At 50.4% G+C, this 25990-nt stretch carries 23 protein-coding genes; 16 read left to right on the forward strand and 7 right to left on the reverse strand.

The genetic code is table 11. From position 1 onward, the window contains the following. The first annotated feature begins 79 nt into the window (after positions 1 to 79). From liaF to GNP95_RS20080, 3 genes are read left to right on the forward strand one after another with little or no spacing between them, the layout of a single operon-like run. Complete coding sequence (liaF, locus tag GNP95_RS20070; protein ID WP_155612614.1) at positions 80 to 730, forward strand: cell wall-active antibiotics response protein LiaF; 651 nt, start codon at positions 80 to 82, stop codon at positions 728 to 730. 21 nt (positions 731 to 751) lie between these two features. After that, positions 752 to 1825, forward strand: coding sequence for a sensor histidine kinase (locus GNP95_RS20075; protein WP_155612615.1), 1074 nt, complete (start codon positions 752 to 754; stop codon positions 1823 to 1825). Beyond that, the gene (locus GNP95_RS20080) at positions 1815 to 2459 is read left to right on the forward strand and encodes a response regulator (protein ID WP_155612737.1); all 645 of its coding nucleotides are present in this window, start codon (positions 1815 to 1817) and stop codon (positions 2457 to 2459) included. The genes GNP95_RS20075 and GNP95_RS20080 overlap by 11 nt, the downstream gene beginning before the upstream one ends. A gap of 18 nt (positions 2460 to 2477) precedes the next feature. Here the strand turns inward: GNP95_RS20080 and GNP95_RS20085 are convergent, their stop codons facing one another. From GNP95_RS20085 to GNP95_RS20095, 3 genes are read right to left on the reverse strand one after another with little or no spacing between them, the layout of a single operon-like run. Further along, on the reverse strand, positions 2478 to 3638 hold the full coding sequence (locus GNP95_RS20085; protein ID WP_155612616.1) for a Ger(x)C family spore germination protein: 1161 nt from the start codon (positions 3636 to 3638) through the stop codon (positions 2478 to 2480). A gap of 3 nt (positions 3639 to 3641) precedes the next feature. After that, the gene (locus GNP95_RS20090) at positions 3642 to 5129 is read right to left on the reverse strand and encodes a spore germination protein (protein ID WP_155612617.1); all 1488 of its coding nucleotides are present in this window, start codon (positions 5127 to 5129) and stop codon (positions 3642 to 3644) included. Then, positions 5126 to 6217 carry a GerAB/ArcD/ProY family transporter gene (locus GNP95_RS20095; protein ID WP_196427258.1) on the reverse strand — a complete coding sequence of 364 codons (1092 nt, stop codon included), beginning with the start codon at positions 6215 to 6217 and terminating at the stop codon, positions 5126 to 5128. The genes GNP95_RS20090 and GNP95_RS20095 overlap by 4 nt, the downstream gene beginning before the upstream one ends. A gap of 133 nt (positions 6218 to 6350) precedes the next feature. Here GNP95_RS20095 and GNP95_RS20100 point away from each other — a divergent pair, with 133 nt between their 5' ends. The 6 genes from GNP95_RS20100 to GNP95_RS20125 all read left to right on the forward strand — a co-directional run bounded on the left by GNP95_RS20100 (position 6351) and on the right by GNP95_RS20125 (position 13502). Next, positions 6351 to 7196 (forward strand): hypothetical protein, encoded by an 846-nt coding sequence (locus GNP95_RS20100; protein ID WP_155612619.1) that lies wholly within the window; start codon positions 6351 to 6353, stop codon positions 7194 to 7196. A 183-nt stretch (positions 7197 to 7379) separates the two neighbouring features. Then, complete coding sequence (gene zwf / locus GNP95_RS20105) at positions 7380 to 8927, forward strand: glucose-6-phosphate dehydrogenase (RefSeq protein ID WP_155612620.1); 1548 nt, start codon at positions 7380 to 7382, stop codon at positions 8925 to 8927. A gap of 194 nt (positions 8928 to 9121) precedes the next feature. Next, a complete protein-coding gene (locus GNP95_RS20110) occupies positions 9122 to 10720 on the forward strand; it encodes an FAD-dependent oxidoreductase (RefSeq protein ID WP_155612621.1) in 1599 nt (532 codons plus the stop codon). Next, a complete protein-coding gene (locus tag GNP95_RS20115; RefSeq protein WP_155612622.1) occupies positions 10717 to 11049 on the forward strand; it encodes a 4Fe-4S dicluster domain-containing protein in 333 nt (110 codons plus the stop codon). The genes GNP95_RS20110 and GNP95_RS20115 overlap by 4 nt, the downstream gene beginning before the upstream one ends. A 76-nt stretch (positions 11050 to 11125) precedes the next feature. Beyond that, the gene (locus tag GNP95_RS20120; protein WP_155612623.1) at positions 11126 to 11767 is read left to right on the forward strand and encodes a nitroreductase family protein; all 642 of its coding nucleotides are present in this window, start codon (positions 11126 to 11128) and stop codon (positions 11765 to 11767) included. 151 nt (positions 11768 to 11918) lie between these two features. Then, the gene (locus GNP95_RS20125; RefSeq protein ID WP_155612624.1) at positions 11919 to 13502 is read left to right on the forward strand and encodes a peptide chain release factor 3; all 1584 of its coding nucleotides are present in this window, start codon (positions 11919 to 11921) and stop codon (positions 13500 to 13502) included. 138 nt (positions 13503 to 13640) lie between these two features. On the opposite strand, the gene sspI is transcribed toward GNP95_RS20125, so the two are convergent. After that, the gene (gene sspI / locus GNP95_RS20130; protein WP_155612625.1) at positions 13641 to 13874 is read right to left on the reverse strand and encodes a small acid-soluble spore protein SspI; all 234 of its coding nucleotides are present in this window, start codon (positions 13872 to 13874) and stop codon (positions 13641 to 13643) included. A 126-nt stretch (positions 13875 to 14000) separates the two neighbouring features. On the opposite strand from sspI, the gene GNP95_RS20135 reads away from it, so the two are divergent. Continuing rightward, positions 14001 to 14675, forward strand: coding sequence for a potassium channel family protein (locus GNP95_RS20135; protein ID WP_155612626.1), 675 nt, complete (start codon positions 14001 to 14003; stop codon positions 14673 to 14675). 20 nt (positions 14676 to 14695) lie between these two features. Then, positions 14696 to 15493, forward strand: coding sequence for a TrmH family RNA methyltransferase (locus GNP95_RS20140; protein WP_155612627.1), 798 nt, complete (start codon positions 14696 to 14698; stop codon positions 15491 to 15493). Positions 15494 to 15643: 150 nt separating this feature from the next. On the opposite strand, the gene GNP95_RS20145 is transcribed toward GNP95_RS20140, so the two are convergent. Together GNP95_RS20145 and GNP95_RS20150 are read right to left on the reverse strand one after the other, a co-directional pair. Next, positions 15644 to 16285 (reverse strand): S-layer homology domain-containing protein, encoded by a 642-nt coding sequence (locus GNP95_RS20145; protein ID WP_155612628.1) that lies wholly within the window; start codon positions 16283 to 16285, stop codon positions 15644 to 15646. 12 nt (positions 16286 to 16297) lie between these two features. Continuing rightward, positions 16298 to 19030 (reverse strand): S8 family serine peptidase, encoded by a 2733-nt coding sequence (locus GNP95_RS20150; protein ID WP_155612629.1) that lies wholly within the window; start codon positions 19028 to 19030, stop codon positions 16298 to 16300. A 316-nt stretch (positions 19031 to 19346) separates the two neighbouring features. Between GNP95_RS20150 and GNP95_RS20155 the strand changes: the two genes are divergently transcribed. The 4 genes from GNP95_RS20155 (at position 19347) to GNP95_RS20170 (ending at position 24308) form a co-directional block, all read left to right on the forward strand. Further along, on the forward strand, positions 19347 to 20198 hold the full coding sequence (locus GNP95_RS20155; protein ID WP_155612630.1) for an MBL fold metallo-hydrolase: 852 nt from the start codon (positions 19347 to 19349) through the stop codon (positions 20196 to 20198). Between the two features lie 467 nt (positions 20199 to 20665). Further along, entirely contained in the window at positions 20666 to 20884 is a 219-nt protein-coding gene (gene copZ, locus GNP95_RS20160) for a copper chaperone CopZ (protein WP_155612631.1), read from the forward strand. 167 nt (positions 20885 to 21051) lie between these two features. Beyond that, positions 21052 to 23472, forward strand: a complete 2421-nt coding sequence (locus GNP95_RS20165) for a heavy metal translocating P-type ATPase (RefSeq protein ID WP_155612632.1) — start codon at positions 21052 to 21054, stop codon at positions 23470 to 23472. Positions 23473 to 23492: 20 nt separating this feature from the next. Continuing rightward, positions 23493 to 24308, forward strand: a complete 816-nt coding sequence (locus GNP95_RS20170) for a hypothetical protein (RefSeq protein WP_155612633.1) — start codon at positions 23493 to 23495, stop codon at positions 24306 to 24308. Positions 24309 to 24402: 94 nt separating this feature from the next. Here the strand turns inward: GNP95_RS20170 and GNP95_RS20175 are convergent, their stop codons facing one another. Then, complete coding sequence (locus GNP95_RS20175; RefSeq protein ID WP_155612634.1) at positions 24403 to 25383, reverse strand: cation diffusion facilitator family transporter; 981 nt, start codon at positions 25381 to 25383, stop codon at positions 24403 to 24405. Positions 25384 to 25534: 151 nt separating this feature from the next. Here GNP95_RS20175 and GNP95_RS20180 point away from each other — a divergent pair, with 151 nt between their 5' ends. Further along, a complete protein-coding gene (locus GNP95_RS20180) occupies positions 25535 to 25906 on the forward strand; it encodes an ArsR/SmtB family transcription factor (RefSeq protein WP_155612635.1) in 372 nt (123 codons plus the stop codon). The last annotated feature ends 84 nt before the right edge of the window (positions 25907 to 25990 follow it).

A 25990-nucleotide genomic window follows, 5' to 3' on the forward strand; every position in this document is an offset into this window, starting at 1 on the left:
AGCCATGCGGTATGAATTTATATACTGTTATGGCTTTTCCACTTACATTCTCACATATGAACTGATCTGGAGGTGCGGCATGGATAGGCATAGAAGCTTATTGGCCATCGGATTGATCGGGCTGGGCATATTCATTATTTTCGGCCAGGGGCTGGGCTTTTTTACCATCGTCGCGATTGTGATATTAGGCTATGGCATTTATAAAATTCGTCTTGGTGACGACGTAAAAATCGGTTATATTTTACTGGCGATCGGCGGAGGCATGATTCTGCTGCATCATTTTATGTTCGTGGTCGCCATTGTCATGATTTCGCTCGGTTTGTATTATGCAAAGATGAAGAAGGTCATTCCGGCAAGAAACCATGTTCAGAAGCAAAACGTTACATCGAGCATTCACTGGGATCGCGACCCGTGGACGCTGCGGAATACAAGCATGTGGCATGTGCTTGGGGAAGTGAACATCGATCTGTCTCTTGCCATGGTAGAAGACCAGAATAATGTGCTTATGTTCCAGGGAATTGTCGGCGACATTGATTTGGTCGTATCCGAGGATTACGGCGTGGAGGTTGAAGCCTTCGCTCTCTTCGGGCAAATTGATTTAGATGATGAGAAGGAGACGGGAATGCTGAATCGCGTGTACTGGAAGTCTCCGAACTATGAGCAACGGGATCAAAAGGTGAAAATTATAATTTCCTACCTTGTGGGGAATGTCGATATACATTTGACTTAATTACAGGAGGATTGACCTGCCATGAGAAAGAAAAAGCCGTCCAACATGGTATCTCGCAGTATGCGGGATGGGATCCTCCTGTCTTTTGTGCTGCTTGCGGGAATCATTTATATTTTGTATACATACGGGTATTTCTTACCATCAACATCCTGGAAAACCGGCATTCAGGCCGGATTGACCTTATTTACACTGCTCCTTGTTATCGGGGCGGTGTACGGCTTCCTTCAGGGCTACCGCGCCAAACGAAGGATCGATTTGCTTCGTGATTCCTTGCTGCAATGGGAGAAGGGGAATCAGACAGGAATGGTTCCGAAGCTGGGTGAAGATGAGCTGGGCCGGCTTGGGGAGCAGCTGGAGAGGATTGGGAAACGCTGGGAGGAGCAGGTAACCTCCTTGCAGCGTTTGTCTACGCATAATGCTCAGCTAGCCGAGCAGGCGAGGGTATCGGCGATCGTCGAGGAGCGTCAGCGGCTGGCCCGCGAGCTCCATGATGCGGTCTCCCAGCAGCTGTTCGCGATATCGATGACGGCGACGGCGGTAGGCCGTACCTTGGAGAAGGATTTCGACAAGGCCCAGCGCCAGGTGGAACTGATCGAGGAAATGGCCTCGGTGGCCCAGTCGGAGATGAGAGCTCTGCTGCTGCACCTCCGACCGGTCTATCTGGAGGGCAAAGAGCTGTCTCAAGGGCTGCTGGAGCTGGTACGCGAGCTGAAGACGAAGGTTCCTATGGATTTAACGCTGGAAATCGATGAGGATTTGAAGCTCAGCAAGGGCATAGAGAATCACTTGTTCCGCATTATCCAGGAGGCCATGTCGAATACGCTGCGGCATGCCAAGGCCGATAAGATGGAGATACGCATTCATAGAAAGGCGGAGACGGTCAAGGTTATTCTCCGCGACAACGGAGTAGGCTTTGAGCTTGACGAGAAGAAGCAGGCTTCCTATGGCTTATCCACAATGCAGGAGCGCGTACACGAGATCGGCGGCTCGATTCAATTCATTACCGCCCCGGGTAAAGGGACGCGGATCGAAATTACCGTACCGTTAATGACCGAAGAGAGCGGAGAGGAGGAGTATCATGGAGATGGACAATGATATCAAAGTACTGCTGGTGGACGACCACGAAATGGTCAGGATCGGCCTGGCAGCCGTGCTCGGCACGGAAGAAGGCATTGAAGTGGTCGGCGAGGCCAGCAGTGGAGAGGAAGGCATCAGGCTCGCCCAGGAATACAAGCCGGACGTAGTACTGATGGATCTCGTCATGGAAGGAATGGACGGGATCGAGACGACGCGGCAGCTGCTTAAGCTCTATCCTGATTGCAAGGTTATCGTCCTGACGAGTTATCTCGACGATGAGAAAATGTACCCCGTCATCGAGGCGGGAGCGTTCAGCTATCTTCTAAAGACGTCGCGCGCTTCCGAAGTGGCCGACGCCATTCGTGCTGCGGCACGAGGTCAGTCTGTTCTCGAATCGCAGGTCGCTTCCAAAATGATGAACCGGTTCCGGCAGCCGAAGACCGAGACGCCGGCCCATGAGGAGCTTACAGAACGGGAGATGGACGTGCTGCGCTTGGTCGCCCAAGGGAAATCCAATCAGGATATCGCTGACGATCTAGTGATTGGCATTAAAACTGTGAAATTCCACGTCACGAATATTTTGGCCAAACTGGGTGTAGAAGACCGCACTCAAGCGGCTATCTATGCTTACAAAAACGGGCTGGCGGAATAGGCGCTAATTGTTGCTTTTCTAATGATATTTGATCTTGTAGGTGCTGGAATGCATCAGCTTCACATCTACGTCCGTATTTTCAAGCTGTAACGATGAGAAAAGATGATCCTCGCCTCCTGGGCCGGCGGTCATCTTTTTCCATTGTTTATTGAACCTTCGGTACAGAATGTCCTCTATCCCGTAAATATCGATTTTTTTTGCCTTGGCGGCATGAAAATTGTCAGTGATTTGTTGTTTAATTTGTGCGGCCGCGGCTTCCTTGATTTGGAGGGAAGTGGGCGCCGGATGTCCATTCACCTCGGAAACCGCAGCGGTTAGATTGATTTTTACGTTAAATTTAATTTCCCCTCCGTCCAAACGCACCCTCACCAATGGCTTCGATTTTAGAATATTGATTTGAGCCTGGCCTCCGTCTTTTGTGTTCAGCAGCAAAGGATATCTGTGCATGTTCTTGAAGGCCACCCATCTGGCTCCGCTCAGCAGGCCGTCATCCAGAAACCCCTTATTCTCACCCTTGGAAATAACGTAAGCCCCATCCAGCCTGACTAGCGAAATAGGCTTCTCCTTCGATGACCATACCTGATCCGTCAGCTTAATGGACGGGATTAATACGGTTGCAGCAGGCTCTCTAATCCCGTTCATCAGCTTAATAAGACGCAATGGCTCTATAGTGGAGAGCTGCTCATATACCTCCCGGGGATCCATCAATTCGGAGTTCAAGGCGGACTGATTCAATAGCGATACTCCAGATAAAATAGAAGGAATGTCCTGATCGGTTCCGTAGACCCAAGGCGTATAGCGCAGCTCGCTGGAGCGCAGGAGAGAGTTCAGGCACTCGCTCAGATTGCTGTTAAGCAGCGATTTGGAGAAGACGATGGCTTTCACATGAGTCCATAACGTCATCTGCTGCGAAGCCGGGTAGATGCTCATAAGAGCTTTCGAGATTGTCTCCCCTTTGCCGGTAGCAATCCATACTTGGGTCTCTTCCGTGTTAGCGGAGCTTTCCTGCTTGGAAATGTCGCCAAAGGCAAGAACCTGCGCATAGATCGTATATTCTCCTTTAACGTAATCAATGCCTAGCGCCGTAACGAAATTGACGCTCTGGGGTTCTTTGGCGTCCCAGCAGCCGGATAACAGGACGGCCATACAAGCGGCGATGAGGACAAACTTTCGTTTCACCGGCTATTCTCCTTTCGAAGTATTATCCCTAGGGTGAAATGTCTCTGGCCGCTGATTACTGCTGCCAGACGGCCTATTTATGATGGCTTGGACGATGTTCCTGTGGAACGGAGACAGCGGTGACAAATAGGGAACGCCGTATGATTCGAGATAGGCCAAATAAAAGACGAGACCGATAACACTGACCAAGAATCCGAACATGCCCAGGATGGAAGAAACAAACAGAATATACAAGCGAAATTGCGAAACCGTTCCTGTAAGTGATTGGTTCACAAGGGTGTAGGTCGCTACCATTGATATGGCAACCGCTACGATAATCGTCGGCGAGGTGATGCCCGCCCGAATCGCGGAATCGCCGATGATCAGTCCGCCGACAACGGTTACCGTCTGTCCCACAGTCTTGGGCAAACGCCGTCCGGCTTCATTGAAAATTTCAAACAAAAACAGCATGATGAAGGCCTCCATCTGAACGGGAAAGGGAAGGCCATGCCGTGAGTTGCTGATCGTTGCCAGCAGGGGAAGCGGTATCTGCTCCAAATTAAAGCTTGTGAGTGCGACATAAAACCCTGGCAGCAGCATGGAAATCAGCAGGCCAAAAACGCGGAGAATTTTCTGCATGGCTACAACGTAGCTGGAAGTATTCTCATCCTCTGGTGAGGTAAAAAGGGTGATGATCGACACGGGAGCAAGGATCGCCATTGGAATGCCGTCCACGATGACGGCAAATTTCCCCTTTAGCAGTGCATCAACGGCAAAATCAGGCCGCCCGGTGTAATCTGATAATGGGAAGAAGGCATTTTTTTTATTCGCTACGATACCCTCAATGTAAGATGTGCCTACAATCGCGTCGGTGTCTATTTTGCTTAAATTTGTACGAATTTCCTGTAGTATTCCTTCGTTAATAATGTCCTGAATATAAAAAAGGCCGATCTTATTCTCGCCGCGCCTCCCGGCAGTAAAATGCTCCACACAAAGGGAATGCGTCCGCAGGCGCTTGCGCAGCAGTCCCGTATTTGTAGTCAGTTCCTCGGTGAACCCGTCATGCGGTCCCTTGATGGAGGGTTCCGTCGTAGGCTCCTCGGGGGTGCGGGCCGGCGGGTCGGCAATGTCGAGACTGAAAAAGGCATTCTGCTTCTGAAAATAGATGATTAAGCTTCCGCTGTACACCTTCGCGGTTAGATCCCGCAGCAATGTATCTTTGGGCAGTAGGCTTAGAGGAAGATGGCGGTTACGCTCGATATTTTGGACTGTCGGTTCAGGGAATTCCTCAAATAGCGCTGTCAGGCCGGGCAGGGCAGTCTGATTCAGCTGCTTCGTGTCCGTTACGGCTTCGCAATATATGATGGTAACAGGCTGGTTTGCCTCTTTGTCCCCTCCTTCCAGGTCGTGAACGAGAACATCGGCCGATTTCGAGAAATATTCCCGCAAAAATGAAGTGTCGATACGCTCGGGTTCTCTCAGTGCCCGTGATGACGATGGATCAAGTATCATGTGCCGGATTCTCCTTTCTTGTGGGCTGAAATAAAGACGGCAAGGGCTAGCAGCAGGGTAACGATCAGAATGAGGCCTGTATTGAACGGAAACATGAACCGGATCATCAGATGTTGAAACTGGATATCCGTAAAGGTAGTAAGGCACAGCAGGGTCAACCCGACGGCGTAAAGTAACAGCAGTGCACTGCGCTGGTGCTTCTTGCTGATGTTCCATATGTCCGTCGCGATGAATAAAGCTACGGCAATACGGACAGTAACTCCGGCCAGCCATTGGTAGATCGAGAAAAAGTCGGTCTGGGAGACGTATTTTCCAAACCCAGCGATCCTCCACTGTTCATAGGCGGGATAACGCTGCAGGGACGCCTCGTGCGGATTGAATTCCGCGATGGAACCGGTGAGCGGGCCAAGTGTTAGACCGACAAGAATGAAGCCTACGATCACAAAGTGCTTGTTCGTCAAAGGTGCCTTTAAATAAGGCTGCAGAAACAGAAGAAAGAAAATTTCGAACAACCCTGTGCAGGCGTAAATTACTCCCTTGAGCGGGGGAGCCCAGCCATGCTCCAGAAGCGGCAGCAATTGGTGGTAATCTTTGTATTGGACATTAACGGTCGCTACATAAAATCCCAAAAGGACAACGAACGGCAGCAGGACGCCGGAGGCATAGGCCATGGAGTTTACTCCCAGCTGAGCGGCAATCAGGCAGATCAGCATTAACACGGCGGCCGTGATGATCATCGGCGTGTAGGGCAGGAACGTTACCTTCGTCCACATAATGGTGTCGAACAGAGCGAACCAGGCCGTGCCAAGAAAATAGGCGGCGGAAATCAATTTGAATGGAACGGACACCATTTTTCCGTAGCTGCCTTCAAGCCAGTCTGGCAAGGATTTACCTTTGGTACGGGCAGAAATATACGCAATCAGCAGGGTAAGCAGGGCAAATGGCACGATCGATAGAATGACGGAAAACCAGGCATCCCTCTTAGCGACCTGAAGCAGCGCGGGAATAATAAATACATGGTTCGTGATGCCGACCGTGAGCATGATGGTCATGATGGCTTGCAGAGCCGTAGGTTTCGGGGAATTCATTCGCATCAGCCTCCAGTCGGGTTAAGTGCGCTTAGTATTTTCCAGGCAGAGGAAGGATATGCAGACGTATAAAAGTCTCTCTATTTGGCGAATCTATTGATAGATTTGTAGCATGTTTGGGGAGAGATGATGCGTGAAAAATCGTTGGGGAATTCTCATGATGGCTATTGTGGCCGGAGCAATCATAATCAAATCGTTAAACACAGCCGGCACAGCCGCTATGGCGGATGCCGCTTATTCGGCCGAGGCTGCATCGTCCCGGACGCAGCTCAGACAACTGCTGGCTGCAAGCGAAGGTTTAATCCAGGGCAGCAGGCAGGCCACCGTAAAATGGCAAGGGGAATGGCATACGATGTTGTCCTTGGAGGAAGCGGGGGAACTGCTCGCTGATCGTTTGGGACTGGCGGATCGTTATACGGAAAAGGTGCATGGAAATCAGGTGTTTTACGCTGAGGGAGCTTCCGGAAGAGCGGAAGACATTATCCATGGCAAGCTGGCGTTAACGCTGCAGGAAGAAGGGAGCTATTATGTCATTCTGCGGTTGGAGAATAGAACGGACGAAAGCTTGCAGCGGCTGCCGGAGGCCGGGGAGTCCTGGGGAGAGGCGCTTCTCAGAGAGGGAGTACGCGCTAAATGGAATGCCGCCCTGCAGGGGGAAGCCGCTGGGGTTGTTAGTGCGCCGGAATGGCCAGATTCTTGGCAGGATGATACCGCCGGAGCAGGAGAGGCCAATCCTATGCCTGCCCTGGCTGCCTTTGCCAAGCTTGAGTCGCGGATGAAGGAGCAGTTGAAGCTGCGGGCGGAGGAGAGTTTTGCGGACGAGCGGACGGTTAGCAGATCTTATGCTGCGGAGGATTTGCCGATTAAGGCTCGAAGTGCCGGACAAGAGATCAGCCTGCAGCTTGCACTGCATTGGAATACAGAGTCGGAGCGTTATGACGTATCCATCGGTTCGCCGTTGTTGACTGTTGAATATTAATTGATCTTAGATAAATATTAGATGAATTTTCGATGAGCATAACTAAATTTGATATGAATTTGATGGCATCCTTGTAGTGAATATGCTAAAATATCATCACATGCTTTGATGCTGTATAAGGTTAAGGCATTGATGGGAGAATGAATAAATATACACTATATTACATAGAAAGAATGAGGAGCCATGACTGAAATACAAAATCTAGATTCAGTGAAGACACCAGGGGCGGTATATTTCATTTTTGGAGCAACCGGAGATTTAGCTCGGCGCAAGTTGTTTCCCGCAATATACTCGTTGTATCGCGAAGGGAAGCTCGGTGAAGATTTTGCGGTTATCGGCGTGGCGAGACGTCCCCGCTCAGGAGAAGAATTCCGTGATGATGTATATCGTTCCATTCAGGAATTTTGCCGTTATTCGGTCGAGGATGATGCGGAGTGGAGTCGTTTTGCAGAGCATTTTTCGTACAAATCACTCGACATTAACAATATAGACGGATACCGGGAGCTTTTGCAGCAGACTGAGGAAGTAGAGGCGCGCTTCGGCATCCCTGGCAATCGTCTGTTCTATCTGGCGCTTGCTCCGGAACTGTTCGGCAACGTATCCTTCAACTTGCAGAAGGGCGGCATGCTTGACAGCAGCGGATGGCATCGCCTTGTAATCGAGAAGCCGTTCGGCTACGATTTGATCTCTGCTCAGAAGCTGAACGAAGAGTTGAACCAAGTGTTCAAAGAGGAAGAGATCTACCGGATCGACCATTATCTCGGTAAAGAGATGGTACAGAATATCGAAGTGATCCGTTTTGCGAATGCATTCTTTGAGCCGCTTTGGAACAACAAGCATATTTCCAATATTCAAATTACGCTGAGCGAGACTGTCGGTGTCGAAGAGCGCGGCGGGTATTACGACAATGCCGGGGCGCTGCGGGATATGGGGCAGAACCACATGCTGCAGCTGCTTACGATGATTGCCATGGAGCCGCCAAGCCGACTGCTTGCTGAGGACATTCGCGATGAGAAGGTGAAGGTGCTTCGTTCGCTTCGCCCTTACGCATCGGCGCAGGAAGTGAAGGAAAACGTAGTGCGCGGACAATATGCCGAAGGCGAAAGCGGCGGCAAGACGCTGCCGGGCTATCGTCAGGAGGATAAGGTGGATCCGAACTCCAATACGGAGACGTATTTCGCAGCCAAAGTCTATGTGGACAATTTCCGCTGGGCTGGGGTTCCATTCTATATTCGCACGGGCAAACGCCTTCCAGTCAAGACGACAGAGGTCGTTGTCGAATTCAAGCAAATGCCTACCAATGTATACTTGGGCCAGAAGCACAAGCTTGAGCCGAACCTGCTCGTTATCCGCGTTAACCCGATGGAAGGGATCTATATCAAGATCAATGCGAAGAAACCGGGAACGGAATCGCAGATCAGCCCGCTGGCAATGGAGTTCTGTCAAAGCTGCCAGGTCGGCATCAACTCGCCTGAGGCTTACGAGCGACTGATCCATGATGCCGCTAACGGCGATTCGACCTACTTTACCCGCTGGGACGAAGTAGCTACCGCGTGGGCGTTTGTAGACCGCATCGCATCTGCCTGGGCACAGGAGTCCGGCGATATCAGCACCTATGCGGCAGGATCCTGGGGGCCGGAGGAAGCCGATCAGCTGCTTGCGCAGGATGGTTTCCACTGGTGGCCGGTTAACGGACAGGAAGAAGATAACGTCATCTGGATCAAAGGTTAACATAAAAGCCGTCTGTCAGCTTTAGGCTGATGGGCGGCTTCGTTTATTGACAAATGCAGGGTGTCTTGTTATTGTATAAAATAACAAAGTGATTATTCTCATATGAATAGTAAGAATTATAGTCGACCATTCGAATGGAGGCATTCCCGAAATAAGGGGATGCCTCCATTTTGTTTGGCCAGGAGGTGAATGGCATGCGGGAGAAGAGAGTGGATTTATCAGCGGACGTATTGGTTATTGGCGGCGGACCGGCTGGTGCCTGGGCGGCAATTACAGCAGCAAGGAAAGGAGCTCAGGTCGTTCTGGTCGATAAAGGGTATTGCGGTACGAGCGGGGCGACGGCCCCGTCAGGTACGGGCGTATGGTACGTCAGACCAGAGGCGGACGCCCGGGAAGAGGCGAAGCGCAGCCGTTACTTTTTGGGAGGGCAACTGGCCGACGCACAATGGATGAACCGCGTGCTTGATCAGACTTATGACAATATGGGCATGCTCGCCGAATGGGGATATCCTTTCCCTGAAAATGGGCAGGGACAGCAGCATCGGCGGGGATTGCAGGGCCCGGAGTATATGCGCTTAATGCGCAGGACGGTGAAACGGGCGGGAGTGAAAATATTGGATCACAGTCCCGCCCTTGAGCTGCTGGCCGATGAATACGGCGTGGGGGGAGCTGCAGGGGTCCGGACTCGAACTGGGCAGGCCTGGTCCGTTCGGGCTGCAGCTGTCGTCATTGCGACGGGAGGATGCGCCTTCTTGAGCAAAGCCCTAGGCTGCAACGTACTGACAGGAGACGGTTACCTGATGGCCGCGGAAGCCGGAGCAGAATTCTCGGGCATGGAGTTTTCCAATGCTTATGGGATTTCGCCTGCCTTTGCTTCTGTAACCAAGACGGCTTATTATCAGTACGCCTCGTTCTATTATGAGGACGGGTCGTTGGTCGAAGGAGCCGGATCAAAACAGGGGCGCTCCATCATCGCTCAGAATTTGCTGGCTGGCCGGCAGGTCTATGCGCGGCTTGATTTGGCGCCCGCGGAAATACGGCCGCTGCTGCGGGTGGGTCAGAGCAATTTTTTTCTGCCCTTTGACCGCTGCGGGATCGATCCGTTCCAGGATTTCTTTCCCGTCACGCTGCGCCTGGAGGGAACAGTCCGCGGAACCGGGGGCATTCATATCGTCGACGCATCATGCGCGACGAAGGTGCCCGGGCTGTATGCCGCCGGAGATGCGGCGACCAGGGAGCTTATATGCGGCGGGTTTACTGGCGGGGGCAGCCATAACGCTGCATGGGCGATGTCGTCGGGCAGCTTTGCGGGGGACGGCGCTGCGGAATATGCCCGGCGGCTGGGACCGCGTGCTGTCCAGCGACGGGTTAAGGGGTTGTCAGCCCTCTCGCTGCCGCTGGACAGCCGTGCCTCAGAGAGAAGAGGGCATACTCCGGAGCAGTATGCAAAGATGGTGCAGGAGGAGGTCATGCCTTATGACCGGAATCTTTTTCGCTCTGAGGCGGGGCTGCAGGCATCGCTTACACGGCTGGAACAGGTGTGGCAGACGCTCCGGAATGATCGGGCCGGATGGGACCGTGAAGGCGTGAAGCTGCGCGGGGCGGCGGCGATGGCGGCTACGGCCCGGTGGATGTACCAGTCCGCACTAGCCCGCCGTGAGTCGCGGGGGATGCATAGGCGCAAAGATTATCCCAGGGAGGATCAGACCCAGCACCACCGCCTGATCACCTGGGGATTGGATGAAATCAGCGTCAGGCCGGAGCCGATCGGCAAGGAGGCTGTGCTGCAATGATCGAGTTGATTAGCGAGAGCCGCTGTGTGAAATGCAATCTTTGTGTCAGCGTCTGCCCAACCGATGTCTTTGATCTAGGAGCTGACGGGACTCCGGTAATTGCCCGTCAGGACGATTGCCAGACCTGCTTCATGTGCGAGCTGTATTGTCCCGCTGATGCGATGTACGTATCGCCCTTTGCGGAGGGACGCGAGAAGGTGCGGGAAGCGGCGCTGGAGGAACGCGGGCTGCTTGGCGGCTACCGCGAGAAGGTCGGATGGGGCCCGGGGCGCAAGCCGGTGTCATCGCATGAATACATGCATCAATTGGCCGTTCGCGCTATTCCATAGACGCATTCATTAGAATCCTGCAAATTGAAAAGTAAAATAAATAGCCAAAGCCATAATGAGAGGAGAGTATCGAAGTATGAGTCATTCGGAACTAACAACCATACCTGTCTCAGCAAGTTCTATTAAGGAAGAGGCTCTGCTCCGCATAGCGGATCACGGAGCCGATCCGTTATTCATAAATCGCTGGTCATCCCGGGCATTTGCCGCCCGGCCGCTGCCTGAGCAAACGCTGCTTGCGATTCTGGAGGCTGCGCGTTGGGCACCTTCCTCGAATAATTTTCAACCGTGGCGGTTTATCGTAGCCAGGGAAGAGGGCCAGTTGAAACTGTTCCATGAGTTTATTGTTCCCGGTAATCTGGAGTGGGCGGCTCAGGCGCCTGTGCTTATCCTTCTAATATCCTCCGTGCAAGAGGATGGTAAGCTGAATGGGGCGCATGCCTTCGACACAGGGGCGGCATGGGCAAGCCTCGCACTGCAGGCTTCCTTGCTAGGACTGAACACCCGGGCCATCGGCGGATATGATCGGGTAAAGGCAAGGGAGCTGCTAAGCATTCCGGCGAATTTTGAGCTTCATGCTGTAATTGCACTCGGATATCCGGGAAGCACGGAGCTTTTGCTGGATAAATTCAGGGAAAGGAATGTGCCGAGCGGCCGCCGTCCACTGCGGGAAAGCATCATTTGGGGAGATTTTTCTACCGAATCTCGAACGGCCAAGTGACCATATAGCGCCTGTAAGCATAAGCTAATACCGGGCAAGCACAAAAGCATCCTCGACATCTCCCAAGATGTGAGGGTGTTTTTGCGTACAAAGAGACAAAATATGTTACAATATACAACGTGAATTTGTGGAATGAGAGGACTAGTGATACATGAGCAAAGCATTGGGGCAAGTGCTGCAGGAGGAAGTGAATAAGCGGCGGACGTTCGCGATCATTTCCCACCCGGATGCCGGGAAAACCACATTAACCGAGAAATTATTGCTGTTCGGCGGCGCGATTCGTCTGGCAGGATCCGTTAAGGCTCGCAAGGCAAGCAAGCATGCGACAAGCGACTGGATGGAAATCGAGAAGCAGCGCGGAATTTCCGTCACTTCTTCCGTCATGCAGTTTGACTATAACGGCCATCGGATCAACATTCTGGATACGCCGGGCCACCAGGATTTCAGTGAGGACACCTACCGTACATTGACTGCTGCAGACGCAGCTGTCATGCTGATTGACGTGGCCAAGGGCGTCGAGGTACAGACGATCAAGCTGTTCCAGGTTTGCGCCAAGCGGGGCATTCCGATTTTTACCTTCATCAACAAACTGGACCGGGAAGGCCGGAGCCCGTTTGATCTGATGGAGGAGCTGGAGCAGGTGCTGGGTATCCGCTCTGTGCCGATGAACTGGCCAATCGGTTCGGGACGCGAGCTGTCGGGCATTTACGACCGGATGAACAATCAGGTTGAATTGTTCCAAGGGAATGATCATTCCCAGATCCAAGTAAAGAAGGTCGAGAATTACAATGACCCTGTGATTCGTGAATTGGCCGGTGAATACCTGCATGATCAGCTCTGCCAGGACTTGGAGCTCCTTGATGTAGCGGGTGATCCCTTTGATATGGAGAAAATCAGCCGCGGTGAGCTGACTCCGGTCTTCTTCGGCAGCGCCGTCAATAATTTCGGTGTCCAGACGTTCCTGGAAAACTTCCTGCGTCTTGCTCCAAAACCGGAGCCGCGCCATAGCTTGACCGGATTGGTCGAGCCGACGAACGAGAAGTTCTCCGGCTACGTGTTCAAAATCCAGGCGAACATGAACCCGGCGCACCGCGACCGCATCGCTTTCCTGCGCATCGTGTCGGGCAAATTCGAGCGAGGCATGTCGGTGAAGCATGTCCGGGCAGGCAAAGAGATCAAGCTGTCTCAGCCGCAGCAATTCCTGGCTCAGGATCGGGATATCGTCACCGAGGCTTATCCTGGCGATATTATCGGGCTGTTCGATCCCGGCATTTTCCGGATCGGCGATTCGCTCAGCCAAGGAAGAGAGATCGAATTTGATGAGCTGCCGACCTTCTCGCCGGAGATTTTTGCCAAAGTCACCGTAAAGAATGCTCTGAAGCATAAGCAGTATCAGAAGGGGATCGATCAGCTGACGGAAGAAGGGACCATTCAGGTGTTCACGACGGTAGGCTTCGAGGACATGCTGCTGGGTGTCGTAGGGCAGCTTCAGTTCGAGGTGTTCGAATACCGCATGAAGGCGGAATACGGCGTCGATGTGCAGCTGCAGCGGATGCCGTTCCAATTCGCGCGCTGGATTGTCGCGGACAAGGTGGATCCTTCGAAATTCCGGATTAATTCGACGCTGGTGACGGATAAGAAAGGCAATTATGTCGTCTTGTTTGAGAACGAGTACGCGATGAGAACTGCGATGGAGAAAAATCCGGATGCGAAGTTCCTGGAGACAGCGCCCTAAGGCAAAAACGAGCCGGAAAGGCTAATGCTATAAGCCGGGGCTAAGCATAGTTTGCTCCAGTACTATATAACAAAGAAGCCTCCTTACAGGTATCATAGGTAAGGAGGCTTCTTGTGCTGCGATGATGGCGGGCTATCCTTATTTCAATGGCTTCAGCTCGGCAGAAGCAAGCTCTCCGCTCAGGAGAGAGATCAATTCATCTTTCTTGGCGTCGTCGATATGCTTCCAGATGATCTCGAAAACGACGCCAAGGCCTGGAAGCGCAGTTTCCTGGGCATCGATCGAGCCCTCTACCATATCCCGCAGGCCTGCTTCGTTTTTGCCGTGCATTTTATGCACAACCGCTTGTCTAAGGTCAAGAGTAATTGGCATATCTATACCTCCTTGAAATAGTCATTGCCCGGTGTTAATGTTCCCGGCTCTTGCTCTGAAAATACAAGTTTGGGACGGGTTGTGGTATACTATTTCGCATAAATATGGACTCGGGTAGGTGGAAACATGGCACAATCCGCAAAAAAACAATACGCTGTCATCGGCATGGGTCGCTTTGGGCTCAGCGTGGCCAGCGCTTTAAGCAATATGGGCTTTGATGTCCTGGCGATCGACACCAACGAGCAGCGCACGCAGGCCGTATCCAATATCGTGACGCATGCCGTATCCGCAGACTCTACGGACGAAGAGGCGCTTCGCGCGCTGGGCATACGCAATTTCGATGTCGTGGTCGTGGCGATCGGCGAGAATATTCAAGCCAGCATTTTGACGACGCTGATCCTTAAAGACCTGGGAGGGCCAATCATTATCGTTAAAGCCCAGAATGAGCTGCACGGCAAGGTGTTGAATAAGATCGGTGCAGACAAGGTGATCTATCCGGAGCGGGATATGGGGCTTCGCCTGGCCCATCACTTGACCTCGCCGAACATCCTCGACTACATTGAGCTGTCGGACGAATACAGCATCGTTGATCTGCAGATCACGAAGGCGATGGTTGGCAAGAACCTGAAGGAGCTTGATATTCGGGCCAAGTTCGGCTGCAACGTCATGGCAATCAAGACGGGCAGCAAAATGAATATTTCGCCGGCGGCCAACGACCGGCTTGAAGAAGGCGACGTGCTTGTCATTGTCGGCGAGAAGAATGATTTGACGAAGCTTGAGCTGGCTTATTCGGAATCATAATCGAAGGGGTTGAACGACTGATGCAGCAAATTACTTCTCCGAACAATCCCCGCGTGAAGGAATGGGCTGGACTGCTTGAGAAGAAAAACCGGGATAAGCACCTGAAGTATGTAATTGAGGGCATTCATTTGGTGCAGGAAGCACTGAAGGCGCGAGCCGATCTGGAATGCGTATGCTATGAAATTGAGCGGGGGATCCCCGCCGAGCTGTCGGAGGCAGCTGCCGCCTCGCTGGATGTGGAGTGGATCGGTGTAACGGCGGCGATTATCGGCAAATGCACCGATGCAAAGACGCCGCAGCCGGTGTTCGCCATCGCCCGCAAACGCCGCGGCGAGCTCGAGTCCTTGCTGACAGAGGAACGCAGCCTCGTTGTCGTGCTGGACGGTGTGCAGGACCCCGGGAACGTCGGCACGATCATTCGCAGCGCGGATGCCGTTGGTGCGAACGGCGTGATCGTCGGCCTAGGCTGTGCGGATATATACAACCCGAAGGTCATTCGTTCAACAATGGGCTCCTTATTCCATTTGCCCGTCATTGAAGGTGACCTGGCCCACATTCTGCCCCAGGCCAAAGCCCGGGGGATCCGGCTGGCCGGAACGAGCTTGCAGGCGGCAGCGAGCTGCTACGCATATGACTTTACGGGGCCGGTATGGCTGCTGTTCGGCAGCGAAGCAAGAGGCCTGAGTGCGAACGTGCGTGAGCTGATGGACGACGGGCTGCTTATCCCGATGCGGGGGCAGGCGGAATCGTTGAACGTGGCCATGGCCGCTTCGGTGCTGCTGTTTGAAGCGCAGCGGCAGCGGTATTATAGACAATGAAATGCTTTCTGCATCATAAAAGGGCTGGGGCGTAGATGATCCCAGAGTAGGACGCCGGATTTACACCCTAACGTATGCTTATGTAAATTTCATACCAATAATAAAACGCCCAACCTCTATTGAAGCAGAGGTTGGGCGTTTTGCGGCAGATTATAGCTCGGGAAGATCCTGTGGATCATTCTTCTCATCTGGTCTTTCCAGCAATCCGCCGATGCCGTATTCGCTGACATTTTTGATAAACTGCAGAGCTTCAGCGCGCGTCAAGGCGCTTTTGCCTTCATAGCTGTCCACGCTTACGATATTCGGGTCTTTCCCCGTAGCGAGCCCGAAGGCAAGCACGTAGTGGATGGCATGATCGCCGCTGAAGTTGACGCCTTCCGTGGCGGTGACCAATTCGGCAACCTGCTCCCGGGAAATCGGTTGATTTCTAGATAAGAGCTCTTTGTAGCCGATGAGCGGATAATTTAGCTGCTTCGCCCGGTCATAATAAGCATCTGCCCAATGGCCTTGTTGGGCGGAGGTAACCAGCTCCGGCTCGAAAGCCCGCAGCAGCATAGCGAGGAATTCGGCTTCGCTTACCGTTTGATTCGGTTTGAATGTCCCGTCAGCGTACCCTTTGACCATTTCCTTGGAAACGGCCCATTGCACAGTCTCTTCATACCAGGAGCCCTTCTTAACGTCCGTGAAGGAAATCTGCTCTGCAGCATGAAGTGCTGACGGTAGGGCTGGTCCGAGAAGAGACAGGCTCATTGCAGATGTAATGATTAGTTTTATAAGTGTTCGAATTTTCATAGTTGCAAACCCCTATCTTGTTGTGAACTCTAAAATTAACGGGTTTTTCAGTTCAAAGCTGTCAGACGAACTTGGATCCGGCTTGCCTTTTACTGTCGTGTCCATAACGATGGTGTAGGTTTCTTTGGCAGCGAACTTGCCCTTCTTCGGCGTTACATGAATTCGATTGAACAGTATTTTGATCTCTACCGTATCGTGTACGGCTTCCCCTTTGCTGTTCAAGACGAAGATGTTCTCGCCAGGCTTTAGGGACGATGGATCAATGTATTTATAGTTTGCGCTTTTCATGGCCACTTGAAGACTGATGCCGATCGGTATAGTAGAACGAACCCCTAGTTTGGACGGCAGATCCTGAATGCTCAGCTCTTCCTTGAGGCGATTCAATTCCTGCCGGAACTCTTCGTGCTTCTCTTGGTCAGTCAGCCTTTGAACGGCCATTTTAGCCTGGACGAAGTCACTTATGGCAAGCGTCTGCTTGGCCTTATCTAGCGATGCTTTGGCTTCTTGAAGCTGGTTCTCTGCAGCTGCATCCGCTTTGTCCTGCTCCCCGACTTGTGCCGTATTTCCTGCCGGGGCAGGTGTTACGTTAACCGGAACCTGAATGATACCGCCTCCCGGTGCCGATGGTCCTCCTGACGCAGGAGGCGTCGAAGGTGCGGGATGATTTACGGCCGGAGCGGGTTGCGTCCTTGCCGTTAGCGAGGCTCCATCAGATACGTTGCCATGGGTGTCTACGGTCTTGACCACGATCTTATAGGCGGTGTCCGCAAGCAAACCGTTGAATTGGTATGATGAAGCTGCTGTATCCGTAATGTAATTATTGTTGATGTATAGCTTGACCTCGGCAAAATCGGGATCTGCCGGGTTGCTCCAACTGACCTGCAGCGATGAGTTAGTCGCTTTAACCAGCGCCAATTGAGTTACTTCTGCTGGAGCCGTCGTATCCGCTGCAGGCGGCTCATGACCAGGACCTGCTGGATCAGTAGCACCTGCAGCTAGGGTAGAGGCAGTAAGGCTCAAGCCGGATGAAATATTGCCAGCAAGGTCTGCTGTTCTTACCCCAAAGCGATAGCTTGTATTCGGGGTCAACCCTTCGAATTTATAAGATGTTCCTGCAGTCTCGTATACCTTGGTTCCGTTAAGGTAGAGATGGACTTTTGCAAAATCAGGTTCTGCAGGATTGGTCCAACCTAGCTTCACGTAGGTGGAGGACGTTGCAGTAACCATGAGATCTGATACTTCTGCCGGGGCAGCTGTATCCGGAATTTGAGGAATATTGTCTGTAATGACCGTAACTGTTTCCCCAGAAGATTCGTTTCCGCTCCAATCCGCCGATTTAACGGTAATTGAATAGGACGTGGTTGGCTGCAGTTGGGTCAAGGTAAACGTCTGGCCCGCTGCGCTGCCTGCATAAACGCCATTGGCATAGATGTTATTGGTTGCAAAGTCTGAATTCACCGGATTATTCCAAGCAATTGAAATCTCGGAATCCGTTTTTCCTAGGACTTGAAGATTCGTGACATTCGCAGGCGGGGTTTGATCAAGTGACCGATCGAAGGTCACCATACCGTAACCATATTCGATATCCCGTCCGGCAGCTCCCAGATCCATCGCATATTTTTTGATTTCCTCGCGAAGCTGTACGTTCGTCATTCCGGGATCTTTCTGTTTGAGCAGAGCGATCATGCCGGAAACATGCGGAGCGGCTTGCGATGTTCCGCTGGATAACGCATAAGCGGGAGCGCCGCCGCTGACATAAGTTGATAGGATGTCCACGCCAGGTGCTGCGATTTCAACTTCATCGCCGACTGAGGAGAAGGCGCCGCGCGCGTTATTGGCATCCACCGCCGCAACAGCAATTACGCTGTCATATTTAGCGGGATAATTGATTGTATAAGTACTTAAGGGAACAGGGACGATATTGCCGTTCGCATCTTCCGTCGTCTGGCTATTGCCTGCCGAACCGACGACGGCGATACCTTGTGCATTTGCTAGGTCTACCATATCTTTCAACAGCTCGGAATGCGTATCCGTTCCAAGAGAAAGGTTAATGATATCCATATGGTTTTGAATCGACCATTCGATGCCTTCAAGAACGTCCTGAAGCGTTCCCTCGCCATTCTGATCCATCGTTTTTACAGCATAGAGCTGGACGCCGGGCGCGATACCTACTGTTCCGCTGCCATTGCTTTTGGCGGCGATGATGCCTGCGACATGTGTGCCATGTCCGTTATCATCCGTGTAACTACTTGTGTAATCTACGGTCGATATCCCGCCGGCAATCGCTAGTTCAGGATGCGGATAGATCCCGGAATCAATGACGGCCACTTTAACGCCTGTGCCTGTATAGCCTGAGTTCCACATCAGGGTTGGCTTAACAGCCTGAAAGCCCCATCCGTTTTGCTCGGAGGGAATGGACGCTGCTTTGAATTCCCCGCCCGTAATCCGAAAGGTAATATTGCGCTCGATCAGTGCGATATTCGGATCGGCTGCCAATGCAGGCAGATTGTGGTTGCTTACCGTAGCAGCTACGGCAGGGATGGTGTCGAAATCATGAAGAATATCAATACTTTCATTGTATACCGTGTCCTTACCATCCTCGTTTTTATAAACGACAATGACCTCCTGCTGCATTCCGGACAGCGAGCCGTTGGCATTTGCCGCCCCAAGCCCTAGGGTCCCCAAATGGAGCAGCAGCAAAATGGCGAGAACAGATGCGATAATCTTGTTTGTCAGTCTGCTCATAGAGTGTAAATCTCTCCCTCTTATTTATCTGTTACTACTAAGAAGCAATTGAAGCAGAGCACCCCTTTCTGCCTGAATAATATCGGTTCAATCATTATATCGGCAGGTAGATGAACGTTTTTAATAGAATCAAAGACTTTAGACCTATGGAAAAACATGACTATTGGCCTTCCTCTCCTTATGGAGCTACCGCTGCAATTTCAGCAACAAAAATTCCCGTCCATCGCTCAAATCACTGTCTCTGCGCATAAATTTTATAAAGGGGTGGATACTATTCTGTAGCGCTAACTAAAAATTACAGGAGAGAAAACCCTAAATGGATAAACAAATTGAACAAGGTAATGATTACCATTATATTCCAGTCACTTCTGTAGGCAGTGGTGTTGGTGTGGAAGTAGCGCCAGATTTATATAGCTATACCATTCAAATTGTTAACATCGGTTTGGTTGGTCAGCGGGACTCGAAGGAATTTGTATTAATTGATACCGGAATGCCGGAATCAGCTGGTGAAATCATTGCTGTCACTGAAGAACGTTTTGGCGCAAACAGCCGTCCTAAGGCAATTATTTTAACGCATGGTCACTTTGATCATGTGGGAGCTGTAGTTGACCTGGTAAAACATTGGAATGTTCCTGTATACGCTCATGAGTTAGAGTTGCCGTTCTTGACAGGGCAAATGAGTTATCCAGAGCCGGATGCCACTGTAGAAGGCGGGGCGGTAGCCAAGATGTCTCCCTTCTTTCCGATTGAACCAGTCAATCTAGGGGATCAGGTCCAAGCCCTTCCTGCTGATGGAACTGTACCTCATTTGCCTGATTTTCGCTGGATTCATACCCCGGGCCATTCACCAGGACATGTGTCATTGTTCAGGGATAAGGATCGCTCCCTTATTGCAGGAGATGCCTTCGTAACAGTAAAACAGGATTCGCTGTATAAGGTGTTTACTCAAGAGGTAGAGATTAATGGCCCGCCAAGATATCTTACGACGGACTGGCCAGCGGCATGGGATTCAGTTAAGAAATTGGCGGCGTTAAACCCATCTGTGGCGATTTGCGGTCACGGAATGCCTGTGTCTGGCGAGCTATTGTCCAGAAATCTTGAAAAACTGGTGAAGCAGTTTGACCAAATTGCGATTCCTGATTACGGCAAATACGTAAATAAGCATTAGACAGCAAAGATAGATGGCGCTGAGGGCTGCAATGAAGCAGTCCTCTTTTATTGTGTTTAGCCTATTGCTTGGATGATTCCCTCAGCTCCTTGTAATATGTACGCCCAAAAAACAAGTTGGCAGCATACCTCCAGGGAGTATTTTATGATACCATATAACTACATTGAAAATATAAGGGGCGCGTTTCATACATCCTAATCATGAAGCCAGTAAGCAAAATTGCAACGGGTAATTTCATTGTTTAAATACCTAGTATAGGTATATGCGAGGTGATGATTTCACCGTCTGTATACAACTGGTAAACCTGGTTTAATGGATATTTAAACGGGGTATTATAATGGTGAATTCAGTTTGAAAAAAATAAATTTTAAAAAACCAACACCCTATTGAAATACCCTACGGGGGTATGGTAATATGTAAATGAAATTAGTTATACAATAAAAATTCATTTTTTGGAGGGAGAAACCATGGAACAAACAACACTCCATGTTAAAGGGATGTCCTGTGGACATTGTATCAACTCTATAGAAGGTAATGTCGGAAAATTGAACGGTGTGGAGTCCGTCAAAGTAAATTTGAATGAAGGAACTGTGGCCGTATCATTTGATCCTAAGGCTGTGTCCTTGAAGGAAATTAAAGAGGTAATTGACGAGCAGGGTTACGAAGTGGATGGAGCGCCTGTCTAAATAACTCTATAATCTGCGATAAGAGGCTGTGTATTCAAAGGGTAAATGGAATCCAAAAAATAAATCGTGCTGCCAAAGCACGATTTATTTTTGAAACTGATTCATAATAAAAATTAAAGGTTGTAAGCAGGGTTTGGCTCATACATGACCATAAAGGAGTGAAAAGCATGAGCGATAGCAAAGAGATCAATCTGCAGATTTCCGGCATGACCTGCGCGGCTTGTGCAGTAAGAATAGAGAAGGGTCTTAACAAGCTGGAGGGCGTAGAGGAGGCTAACGTGAATTTTGCCCTTGAAAAAACGAAAATCAAATATGACCCAAGTAAGACGGATGTAAGTAAGTTTCAACAAAAGGTTGAGTCATTAGGCTATAAAGTTGTGGCTGAAAAAGCAGAGTTTGATATATCCGGGATGACCTGCGCGGCATGTGCAGCTAGGATAGAGAAGCGGTTAAATAAACTGGATGGCGTTAACAAGGCGGCCGTAAACTTTGCCGTTGAAACAGCCCTTGTAGAATACAATCCAGATGAAGTATCCACTGCAGATATGATGGAGGCTATTAAAAAGCTGGGGTATTCTCTCATCCTGAAGGAGGAGAATGCTGAGAAAGGCGATCATAAGGAACGAGAAATCCTGCAGCAAAAGGGAAAGTTTATCTTTTCGGCTATTCTGGCCTTTCCGCTGCTATGGGCAATGGTAAGCCATTTTGAGTTTACTTCCTTCATCTGGCTGCCGGAGATGTTCATGAACCCTTGGGTGCAGTTAGCGCTTGCCACACCGGTACAGTTCATAGTGGGGGGACAATTCTATATCGGTGCCTATAAAGCCTTGAGAAATAAAAGCGCCAATATGGATGTGCTGGTGGCTCTCGGCACGTCTGCGGCTTATTTTTACAGTCTTTATTTGAGCTTTGCTTCCATCGGGTCGAACACCCATATGGTGGAGCTCTATTATGAAACAAGCGCCGTGCTCATCACTTTAATCATACTGGGGAAATTATTCGAAGCCAAGGCCAAGGGGCGGTCCTCTGAAGCCATCAAGAAACTAATGGGGCTGCAAGCCAAGACTGCCATAGTCTTTAGAGATGGCCAAGAAATAAGCATTCCCATTGAAGAAGTGCTGACCGGGGATATCGTATATGTTAAACCAGGCGAGAAGGTGCCTGTAGACGGCATTATTACTGAAGGCCGCTCCGCCCTGGACGAGTCGATGATCACCGGTGAAAGTATACCTGTCGATAAAACGATCGGCGACACGGTCATAGGCTCAACTATCAACAAAAACGGGTTTCTTAAAATCGAAGCAACAAAGGTTGGTAAGGATACAGCCTTGGCGCAGATCATAAAAGTAGTGGAGGAAGCCCAAGGTTCGAAGGCTCCGATCCAGCGTCTGGCCGATACGATTTCCGGAATATTTGTACCGATTGTCGTAGGCATAGCCATTGTCACTTTTATAATCTGGTATTTCTTTGCAACGCCCGGCAATTTTGCTGAATCCTTGGAGAAGTTCATTGCCGTTCTCGTTATTGCTTGTCCTTGTGCCTTGGGGTTAGCCACTCCAACGTCCATTATGGCCGGTTCAGGCCGGGCTGCGGAGTACGGAATCCTATTTAAAGGCGGCGAGCACCTCGAGACCGCTCATCGGATCGATACGATTATTTTGGATAAAACAGGAACGATTACAAACGGCAAGCCAACGCTGACCGATGTCATTCTGGCTAATGAGTACAATGAATCGGAATTCTTGCGGCTTGTCGGGGCAGCTGAAAAAGGCTCAGAGCACCCGCTTGCCGAGGCCATTGTTGAGGGAATTAAAGAGAAGGGAATTCCGCTTGGGTCCTCCGAAAGCTTCGAAGCCATCCCAGGGTTCGGTATTCGATCGCGGGTAGAAGGGAAAGATTTATTCATAGGAACGCGCAGGCTTATGAAGAAACACAACATTTCAATTCCAGATGCCCATTTATCCCGGATGGAGGACTTGGAGAAGCAAGGGAAGACGGCGATGCTAGTGGCGGTAGACAACGAGTTTGCCGGAATCGTAGCTGTCGCGGATACCGTGAAGGATACCTCCAAGGAGGCGATTGCCCGCCTGAAAAAATTGGGGCTGGATGTAGTCATGATTACAGGCGACAATACGCAGACAGCCAAGGCTATTGCCCATCAGGTCGGGATTGACCATGTGATCGCCGAAGTTCTGCCGGAAGGAAAGGCAGAGGAAGTGAAGAAGCTTCAGCAGGCCGGGAAAAAGGTGGCTATGGTAGGCGACGGCATCAATGATGCTCCTGCTCTGGCAACAGCCGATATCGGCATGGCTATCGGTACAGGAACAGATGTGGCGATGGAGGCAGCGGACATTACATTAATCCGCGGAGATTTGAACAGTATTGCCGATGCCATTTACATGAGTAAAATGACAATCCGGAATATTAAACAAAATCTGTTCTGGGCGCTCGCCTATAACAGCCTTGGGGTGCCGATTGCAGCACTAGGCTTCTTGGCTCCATGGGTTGCCGGGGCAGCCATGGCATTTAGCTCTGTATCTGTAGTTCTGAATGCCTTAAGATTGCAGCGGATCAAATTGATAGCTTAACAAGAAATGGGGGATAAGCCATGAAGCCAAAGACGGTTCTATACTGGACTCTTTCCGCCGTCCTGTATCTGGGGATAGTAATCGGAGGGTACAGCATTTATGCTAGCGCCAGCACTTCATCTAATACCCATGAGATGAATGAAGTATCCGGTCATTCCGACATAAACGATCATGAGCATTCGTCGAACGGAACAGGTGCGGTTAGTGAAGTAAAAGTAAATGTCGGTTATCAAGATCATGTCATTACGATTGATTTGAAAGATGCCAACAATAGAGCGCCGCAATTGGAAATCAGCCATGAGAAGGTGATGCATCTTATTGTTGTAAGCGCAGATCTGGAGGATTATTATCACCTGCATCCAGCCGATCAAGGAAACGGGGTATTCACACAGGAGGCTGATTTGAAGGATAATTTATACAAAGTCTTTGTAGACATTAGCCCCAAGGATCTAGCTTACCAGGTTAGCCCTGTAGAAATGCATGTAGGTGAGCGTACCCCGCTTCATGAAGGGAACCAGCTTCAAGCCGACACTGTAATGGAGAAAACGATTAACGATAAAACCGTCGAATTGAGGATCGATTCTCTAGCAGCCAATCACCCCACTACGCTGACCTTTGTGAGCAAGGACGGAAAACCGGATCCTTACCTGGGCGCTCTGGGACATGTTGTTATTCTCGACGAGAAAGGAGAGCAGTTTATCCACGTTCATCCAGCCTCTGCTGATGCAACAGTCTTTAACACGCAATTTAATCAGCCGGGCATCTATAAACTTTGGGCAGAGTTCAAATTTGGCGATCAGGTTAACGCCTACCCGTTCGTTATCCAAGTAAAATAACCCGTAACGGGAGAAGCCATATTTGAGGATAGATTAGAAAAACGCAAATGGCAGGAGCTGCTCGACCCCTGCCATTTGCGTTTTTTCTTTGCTTTTAATGCGGATGAGCATGCGCATGGGCATTTGGCGTATCCGCTTTGGTGGTGCAAAAAATGGAGTTTTCATGATTATGCTTTTCCGATTCGGCCTGCAAGGTCACGTGCCTAATCTCTTTATGCTCTAAAAGATGTTCAATTTTTTGCAAAATGGCTTCTGTCTCATAAATGGTCTTGTCTCCGTCGACCACGATATGGGCTGTAAGAGCATTCAGGCTGCTTGTAATTGACCAAATATGAACATCGTGAACTCCCTTTACTCCGTCTACCTGTTGAATAGTATCGGTAATCTCATTTAAATTTACATTTTGTGGCGTCCCTTCCATGAGGACATGCAAGGACGATTTAGTAACAAAGTATCCGCTTCGCAATACAAGGGCAGCTACGATCACACTAGCCAGCGGGTCCGCCCAGCCCCAGCCGAAGAAAATCATCAGCAAGGCCGCGGCAATGGCGCCAACTGAACCAAGCATATCGCTGATGACGTGTAAAAAGGCGCCGCGCATATTCAAGTTGTTCTCCGTGTCGCCTCCGCGCATCATAATCCACGCGACCAGTATGTTGATCAGCAAACCGATAATACTAATAATCAGCATACCTGTGGTGGCAACCTCTGGAGGATGACTAAAGCGCTGGATGGCTTCATAAAAAATATATACCGAAATGCCAATTAACGTTATGCCGTTAAGGGAGGCAGCCAAAATTTCGAAACGTCTATAACCGTACGTTTTTCCTGTGTTTACAGCCTTTTCTCCGAACCAGAAGGCCAATAAAGCAATGGCTAGAGCAATGGAATCGGATAGCATATGACCGGCATCGGAGAGCAAGGCTAAGCTATTGGTAACCATGCCGCCAACGGCCTCTACGATCATATAGAGGGTAATGATGAGGAATGAAAAAAACAGTGTTTTCTTATTATTGGTGTGAACATGGCTATGCCCAGCATCGTGACTGTGGCCGTGGTTATGGTGTTCAGACATATTCGACAGCTCCTTTCATGAATTAACATATGATCACTTGTTCATATGTTCTATTATCTTTATTAATATCATGTTCAAAAACGAATGTCAACCAAGTTTCTATTTTTGGAAGCAGAATATATAATAAGCCCTATAGGCGGTGATTGAATAAATGGACAAACCCGTTAAAACAATTAATAAATACGATGCGGCCTGCCCGGAAGAAGAGGCGAATCTGCAAACTCTGCGCACTTCTCTTATGGATCAGGAGACCTCTTCGGAGATGGCCAACTGGTTCAAGACCTTTAGTGACCCTACTCGTCTTCGTATTATGGATGCGCTGCTGAAAAAGGAATTATGCGTGCAGGATCTCACGGTTCTTCTCGACATGGGGCAATCGGCCATTTCCCACCAACTGAGAACACTCCGCAACATGCGAATTGTTAAGAGGCGGAAGGCAGGCAAGACGGTGTTTTATTCCCTGGACGATGAGCATATCGAGCAGATTTTTCTGCAAACGCTCCAGCATATTAAACACGGCTAGCTCATTTTTTCGGATGCACTGTGGGCATTCCTGTGAAAAGCTTGCTTTAACATATATGTAAAGTACAAAAGCTGCTGGATGCTG

Source organism: Paenibacillus woosongensis (assembly GCF_009725165.1).
Classification (GTDB): Bacteria; Bacillota; Bacilli; order Paenibacillales; family Paenibacillaceae; genus Fontibacillus; species Fontibacillus woosongensis.